Source organism: Thermohalobaculum sp. (assembly GCF_058622915.1).
Map to the genome: position 1 here is coordinate 58,544 of NZ_JBZSYN010000091.1, position 7,263 is coordinate 65,806.

The following is a 7,263-nucleotide window of genomic DNA, read 5'->3' on the forward strand; positions in this document are numbered from 1 at the left end:
TCGCGCTCGGAGGCTTGGCCGGGGGGCCGGGCCTGTGGCTGGGACTGGGCGGTCTGGGCCGATGGCCCGGTCAGGAGCGCGGGCCCGGCGAGGATAAGCGCGAGCGCCAGAGCGGCAATGCGGAACATGGCCCGCATGTTGCGCGCGGCGTGGTCGGCGTCAAGCGCGGGGCGTCGCAAAAGCGAAGCGCCCCGCCGGGGCGGGGCGCTTCGGGATTTCGTCGAGGGTCGCCTAGCTGCCGTGCGCCAGCACCGCGAGCAGCAAGAGCGCCACGATGTTGGTGATCTTGATCATCGGGTTCACGGCCGGGCCGGCGGTGTCCTTGTAGGGATCGCCCACGGTGTCGCCGGTGACTGCGGCCTTGTGCGCCTCCGACCCCTTCTCGTGGCGGTTGCCGGTGGCATCGGTGAAGCCGTCCTCGATCACCTTCTTGGCGTTGTCCCAGGCGCCGCCGCCCGAGGTCATCGAGATGGCGACGAAGAGCCCGGTGATGATGACGCCGAGCAGCATGGCGCCCACCGCCGAGAAGGCGGCGGAGGCGTCGGCGATCCAGTTGACCAGGAAGAACACCACGATCGGCGAGAGCACCGGCAGCATCGAGGGGATGATCATCTCCTTGATCGCCGCCCTGGTCAGCATGTCGACGGCGCGGCCGTAGTCGGGCCGCTCCTTGCCCTCCATGATGCCCGGCTTCTCGCGGAACTGGCGGCGCACCTCCTCGACCACGGCGGAGGCGGCGCGGCCCACCGCGGTCATGGCGATGCCGCCGAACAGGAAGGGCAGCAGGCCGCCGAAGAACAGGCCAGTGACCACGTAGGGGTTGGCCAGCGAGAAGTCGACCTTGACGCCCTCGAAGTAGGAGCCCGGGGCGGGGTGGGCCGAGAAGAACGCCAGGTCCTGCGTGTAGGCGGCGAACAGCACCAGCGCGCCGAGGCCGGCCGAGCCGATGGCATAACCCTTGGTCACCGCCTTGGTGGTGTTGCCGACCGCGTCGAGCGCGTCCGTGGTCGAGCGCACGTCGGCGGGCAGGTCGGCCATCTCGGCGATGCCGCCGGCGTTGTCGGTGACCGGGCCGAAGGCGTCGAGCGCCACCACCATGCCCGCCAGCGCCAGCATGGTGGTCACCGCGATGGCGATGCCGTAGAGGCCGGCGAGCTGGAAGCTGCAGATGATGCCGGCGATGATCACCAGCGCGGGCAGGGCAGTCGACTCGAGCGAGACCGCGAGCCCCTGGATGACGTTGGTGCCGTGGCCGGTGACCGAGGCCTGCGAGACCGAGCGGACCGGGCGGTAGCCGGTGCCGGTGTAGTACTCGGTGATCACGATGATCAGGGTGGTTACCGCCAGCCCGACCACGCCGCAGAAGTAGAGGTCGAGCGCGGTGTAGGCGCCGGTCGGCGCCTTGAACACGGTGCCCAGCCCGTCGGGGAACACCGCCCAGGTGATCGGGAACAGCGCGATCAGCGAGAGCACGCCGGTGGCGATGAAGCCCTTGTAGAGCGCGCCCATGATGCTCTGGCTGGGGCCGAGCTTGACGGCGAAGGTGCCGATGATCGTGGTCACCACGCAGGCCGCGCCGATGGTCAGCGGGTAGAGCATGGCCGCGTGCACCAGGCCCGAGCCCGAGAAGTAGATCGAGCCCAGCACCATGGTGGCCACCACCGTGACGGCGTAGGTCTCGAACAGGTCGGCGGCCATGCCGGCGCAGTCGCCCACGTTGTCGCCGACGTTGTCGGCGATGGTGGCGGGGTTGCGCGGGTCGTCCTCGGGGATGCCGGCCTCGACCTTGCCCACGAGGTCGCCGCCCACGTCCGCGCCCTTGGTGAAGATGCCCCCGCCCAGACGCGCGAAGATCGAGATCAGCGAGCCGCCGAAGCCGAGCGCCACCAGCGCGTCGACCACGGTGCGGTCCGAGGTCGCGTAGCCTGCGCCGGCGGTCAGGATGGTGAAGTAGACGGCGACGCCCAGCAGCGCGAGGCCGGCCACCAGAAGGCCCGTCACGGCGCCGGAGCGGAAGGCGATCTCGAGACCCTCGCCCAGGCTCTTGCTGGCGGCCTGGGCGGTGCGCACGTTGGCGCGCACCGAGACCAGCATCCCGATGAAGCCCGCCGTCGCGGAGAGCACGGCGCCGATGGCGAAGCCGACCGCCTCGGCGATGCCGAGGAAATAGGCCAGCAGCACGAAGATCACGGCGCCGGCGATGGCGATGGTGGTGTATTGCCGGGTGAGGTAGGCCTGCGCCCCCTCCTGGATCGCCCCGGCGATCTCCTGCATGCGGCTATTGCCGGCGTCCGACGCCATCACCGACTTCACCGCCCAGACCCCGTAGACGATCGACAACAGGCCGCAGGCGATGATGAAGAAATTCCACATTCGATTCCCTCCACACTGAACGGGCGCGGCAACATTGCCCAGAAAGCGCGTTCAGGCAAGGGCGCGAATCGGGGCAGGCGATTCGGGCGGAAAAGATTTGCGGATCAGAGCTTTGCGTTGGCGCGGGCGATCGACTCCATGACGATTCGCTCGGCCTCGACCTTGTCGCCCCAGCCGGTGACGCTGGCCCACTTGCCGGACTCCAGCGCCTTGTAGTTCTCGAAGAAATGCCAGATCCGGTCGCGGTGGCGCTGGGGCAGGTTCTCGAGGCTCTTGATCTCGGCCTGGAAGGGGTCGATGTGCTCGAGCGGCATGGCGATCAGCTTGTCGTCGGGCCCGGCGTCGTCCTCCATGTGCAGGACGCCGATCAGCCGGCAGCCGATCACCGAGCCCGGATGCAGCGTGACCTCGGTGCGCACCATCACGTCGACCGGGTCACCGTCCTCGTGCAGGGTGTTGGGCACGAAGCCGTAGTTGTTGGGATAGAACATCGGCACGTTGACGATGCGGTCGACGATCAGGGCGCCGCTGTGCTTGTCGATCTCGTATTTCACCGGCTGGCCGCCGGCGGGGCCGCCGGGGATCTCGATCACGACGTTGATGTCTTGGGGCGGATTGCGTCCCGGCGGAATCCTGTCGATCAGCATGGCGGGCGACTCCTCTCGGCGCGGGTGGGCGCACTCTAGCGGATCCTCTGCGGCAATGCCAGATTGTGCGGTGCAGCAAACGGTCGCGGGCATGTTGACCCGCGTTAACACGGGGTGGGCCGGGCGCCGCGTTAACAACGGTCAACGCGAAATCCGGGAATCCTACGAATTTCCACCGGGACTCTGTTTTGGCCGACTTTACGGTTAAAATCGCGGTAACTCCTACAGTCGGAGTATAAGAGTCGCGGCCCGGCCGGCCCGCTACTGGATGCAGCTGGCGCCCGCGGCGCGGGCATAGCGCACCAGCTCGGGCCGCGCGGCGCCGCCCCGGGCGAGCCAGGCGTCGATCAGCGCGGCGCAGCGCTCGGGCGCCTGCGCACCCCAGTGGCCGAGGCCGTGCAGCGCGCTCTCCTGGCAGGCGGGGTGGGGCAGGGCGAGGATGCGGCCCATGGTCTCGACGAAGACGGCGTCGAGCGCGCTGCGCTCGGCCGGGTCCGGGGTCTCGATGCCGCAAAAGCCGTCCCAGAACATGTAGCACGCGGTCTCGAGCGCGCCCGAGGGCTCGGAGAGATGACCGAGCACGGGGGCGCAGCGGGGAGCGAAGACCTGCGTCCAGAGCCGGTCGAGGTGGCGGGCGAGCTGCCCCCGCTGGTCGGCGGTGACCGCCGGGTCGCCGAACTGGCGCACATCGGCGAAGCCGCTCATGTGGTCGAACAGATATTTGAACCCGGCCGCGACCTGGTCGTCGCCGCGGAGCGAGAGCGCGGCGCCTCGAGCAGGCGCAGCACATGCGCGGCGGTCTCGGCCGCGGGCAGGGCGGGGATCTCGGCCGCGGGGTCCAGATACCAGGCCTGCGAATCGTGGGCGAAGAGCAGCTCGAGCCAGACCGCGTGGTCCATTCAGGCCGCCGCGACGTCGAGGATCAGCGCCGCGGCGATGCCCCACATCACCAGCGCGATGACGATGTCGAGCACCACCCAGGCGCGGGGCCGGGCGAACACCGGGGCGAGCAGCCGCGCGCCGTAGCCGAGCATGAGGAAGAAGACGAAGCTGGCGAGCACGGCGCCGGCGCCGAAGGCGACCTTGTCCCCGAGCAGGGCGAAGCTGGCCGAAACCGCGCCCATCAGCGCCAGGGTGTCGAGATAGACATGCGGGTTGAGCCAGGTCAGGGCCAGACAGGTGCCGAGCGCGCGGGCCAGCGAGCCGGTGCCGCCGTTCGCGGCGCTGAGCGCGTCGGCATGGAAGGCCCGCGCGAGGCTGAGCGCGCCGTAGCCGATCAGGAAGGCGGCCCCCACAAGCGCCAGCGCCCGGGGCGCCCAGGGGGCGGCCTTCGACAGCGTGCCCATGCCCGCGATGCCCGCCGTGATCAGCACCGCATCGGACAGGCCGCAGACGATGACGATGGGCAGCACATGCGCCCGCATCAGCCCCTGCCGCAGCACGAAGGCGTTCTGTGCGCCGATCGCCAGGATCAGCGAGAAACAGGTGGCGAAGCCGGTCAGCGCGGCCGTCAGCATGCGAATGCCGGGGAGCTGCCGATCATAACTTCGGCAGATCGTTCTTTCCGGATGCGGCGCGGGCGATGGCGCGCTTGCGCTCCTCGGCATAGCGCCGGGTGCGGGCGTGCTCGTCGGCAGTGGGGGGCACGACGAGGCCCGCCGAGATGATCAGCTTGGCGGCGTCCTCGATGGTCATGTCGAGCAGGATCACGTCCTTCTTCGGCACGAACAGCAGGAAGCCCGAGGTCGGGTTCGGCGTAGTGGGCAGGAAGACGCTCATCATCTCCTGATCGCCGGTGCGCGTGCGCACCTCGCCCCGGGTGTCGGTGGCGACAAAGGCCACCGCCCACAGGCCGGGGCGGGGATATTCGACCAGGCACGCCTGGCGGAAGCTGGTGGCGGACTGGCTGAGCACCGTCTCCACGATCTGCTTCACGCCGTTGTAGATCGAGCGCACGATCGGCATGCGGCCGAGGATGCTCTCGCCCAGCCGGATCAGCTGCATGCCGAAGACGCGCTTGGCGAAGTAGCCGACGACGGTGGTGAAGACGATGAAGACCAGGAGGCCGAAGCCCGGGATGTTGGTCTTGGTGTAGGTCGAGGGATTGTAGGCGTCCGGCACCCAGGGGACGATCTTCTGGTCCACGAAGGTGATGAAGGCCCAGGTCAGCCAGACCGTGAGCACGATCGGCACGACCACCACCAGGCCGGTGAGGAAGTTGGCCCGTGCGATCTGCCAAAAGCCCGGCCTGGGGCGCCGGCGCCGCGGCGGGCGGCGCCCCGTTCGTGCCCCCGTCCGGTTCGCCGTCCGGTCCCCGGTCCGATCCCCCGTCCGGTCCCCCGTCCGGTCCCCAGTCCGGTCCCCCGGGGCTCCCCTCTTCGGTGAAGTCGCCATCTGTCCGCCCCGTCGCCGGGAACCGCCCCGGATCGCCCGTCAAGTTAGTATCCGCGGGTGCGGTCGACAACATGCAGGAACGGCTCGCCGCGCTCGCGCCGGGCGATCTGCGCCACCACGGCGCGGCTGGCGGTTCGCGGACGGGTGCCCGAGGCGATGTGCGGCGTGACGGTGACACGCGGCTCGGTCCAGTAGGGGTCGTCGGCGGGCAGGGGCTCGGTGTCGAACACGTCCATGGTGGCGTGGCGCAGGATGCGCGCGTGCAGCGCCTCGAGCAGCGCCGTGTGATCGATGAGCTGGCCGCGCGCGGGGTTGACCAGGCAGGCGTCCATCGGCATCAGCGCGATGCGCCGGGCGTTGAGGATGCGATGGGTGTCCGCGGTGAACGGCAGGAGCAGCACCAGGATCTCGGACTGGGCGATGGTCTCGTCGAGCGCGGCCTCGCCGGTGCGGCACTCGACGCCCTCGATCTTTTTGGCCGTGCGCGACCAGCCGATGACGCGGAAGCCGTGGGCGGCGAGCCGCGCGGCACAGGCCTCGCCCAGCGCGCCCAGGCCGAGCACGCCCACCGTGCGATCGCGTGCCAGCGGCGGGTAGTCCTTCTCCCACGCCGACACCGGCGAGGTGTCGAGATAGCGGTCGATGTCGAGGTGGTGGCGCAGGACGTGGCCCATGACGTAGTCGATCATGCCCAGCGTCAGCCCCTCCTCGACCATGCGCACCAGCGGCACGTCGGCCGGCGGGTCGAGCTTGAGGATGTTCTCGACGCCGGCCCACAGGCTGAGGATGCCCTTGAGCCGGGTGTAGGGCGCGAAGTCCTGCACCGGGCCGTTGGCGGCGAAGACCAGGTAGTCGGTGGCGGCGGGATCGGCCGCGGCCGGATCCATGTGGAGCTCGAGCGCGAGGCCGGCCTCGCGGGCGGCGGCGGTGAGACCCTGCTCGTAGGCCGCGCGCTCGTCGACGCGACCGGCAAAGACGACGACTGGCGGCATGGCACGCTTCCCCTCAGCGACGGTGGACGTGCGCAGACTGGATCAAACCGAAGGCGAGGAGCAAGACCAACATCGCCGTGCCGCCATAGGAGACCAGCGGCAGCGGCACGCCGACGACCGGAATGAGGCCGGTGACCATGGCCATGTTGATGGCGAAGAACAGGAAGAAGGCCGAGGCCAGACCGCCCGTGAGCAGCGCCCCGTAGCGGTCGCGGTTGCGCATCATCGAGACGAAGCAGAACACGATGATCAGCATGTAGAGCGCGAGCAGCGAGACCGAGCCGATGAAGCCGAACTCCTCGGCCAGGGTGGTGAAGATGAAGTCGGTGTGCTTCTCGGGCAGGAAGTTGAGCCGCGACTGCGTGCCCTGCATGAAGCCGCGCCCGTCCAGCCCGCCCGAGCCCATGGCGATCTTGGACTGGGTGATGTGGTAGCCCGCGCCCAGCGGGTCCCTCTCGGGATGGAGGAAAGTGTCGATGCGCCGGTACTGGTATTCCTTGAGGATCTGCCAGCTGGTGCCGCGCGAGTAGAGTACGGCGTAGACCAGCCCCGCGCCGGCGGCGAACGCGGAGGCGAAATACCACAGGCTGACGCCGGCGAGGAACATCACCATGCCGCCGCCCAGGGCGAGCATCAGCGCCGTGCCCAGGTCGGGCTGCTTGAGCACCAGCAGCATCGGCACGGCGATCAGCGCCAGCGGCGGCAGCAGCCATAGAGGGTGCGAGACCCGGTCGCGGTCGAGCCAGTCGTAATAGCGCGCCAGCGCCATGACGAGGGCGATCTTCATCAGCTCGGAGGGCTGCAGCTGCACCGGCCCGAGATTGATCCAGCGGGTCGCGCCCATGCCGGTGTGGCCC

At 69.5% G+C, this 7,263-nt stretch carries 8 protein-coding genes; all 8 read right to left on the reverse strand.

What is annotated here, in order from left to right; genetic code table 11:
* Positions 1–231: 231 nt before the first annotated feature.
* Complete coding sequence (locus AC32QD_RS07810; RefSeq protein ID WP_492009926.1) at positions 232–2,373, reverse strand: sodium-translocating pyrophosphatase; 2,142 nt, start codon at positions 2,371–2,373, stop codon at positions 232–234.
* A gap of 104 nt (positions 2,374–2,477) precedes the next feature.
* Positions 2,478–3,020, reverse strand: coding sequence for an inorganic diphosphatase (gene ppa, locus AC32QD_RS07815; RefSeq protein WP_492009927.1), 543 nt, complete (start codon positions 3,018–3,020; stop codon positions 2,478–2,480).
* A gap of 261 nt (positions 3,021–3,281) precedes the next feature.
* Positions 3,282–3,725, reverse strand: a complete 444-nt coding sequence (locus AC32QD_RS07820) for a hypothetical protein (protein WP_492009928.1) — start codon at positions 3,723–3,725, stop codon at positions 3,282–3,284.
* Positions 3,722–3,919, reverse strand: a complete 198-nt coding sequence (locus tag AC32QD_RS07825; RefSeq protein ID WP_492009929.1) for a hypothetical protein — start codon at positions 3,917–3,919, stop codon at positions 3,722–3,724. Before AC32QD_RS07825 ends, AC32QD_RS07820 begins: the two co-directional genes overlap by 4 nt.
* Positions 3,920–4,534, reverse strand: coding sequence for a LysE/ArgO family amino acid transporter (locus AC32QD_RS07830; RefSeq protein ID WP_492009936.1), 615 nt, complete (start codon positions 4,532–4,534; stop codon positions 3,920–3,922).
* Positions 4,535–4,559: 25 nt separating this feature from the next.
* Entirely contained in the window at positions 4,560–5,213 is a 654-nt protein-coding gene (locus AC32QD_RS07835) for a DUF502 domain-containing protein (RefSeq protein ID WP_492009930.1), read from the reverse strand.
* 245 nt (positions 5,214–5,458) lie between these two features.
* Positions 5,459–6,406, reverse strand: coding sequence for a 2-hydroxyacid dehydrogenase (locus AC32QD_RS07840; protein ID WP_492009931.1), 948 nt, complete (start codon positions 6,404–6,406; stop codon positions 5,459–5,461).
* A 13-nt stretch (positions 6,407–6,419) separates the two neighbouring features.
* Positions 6,420–7,263: rod shape-determining protein RodA (gene rodA / locus AC32QD_RS07845; RefSeq protein WP_492009932.1), on the reverse strand; the 844-nt coding region annotated here is incomplete at its 5' end.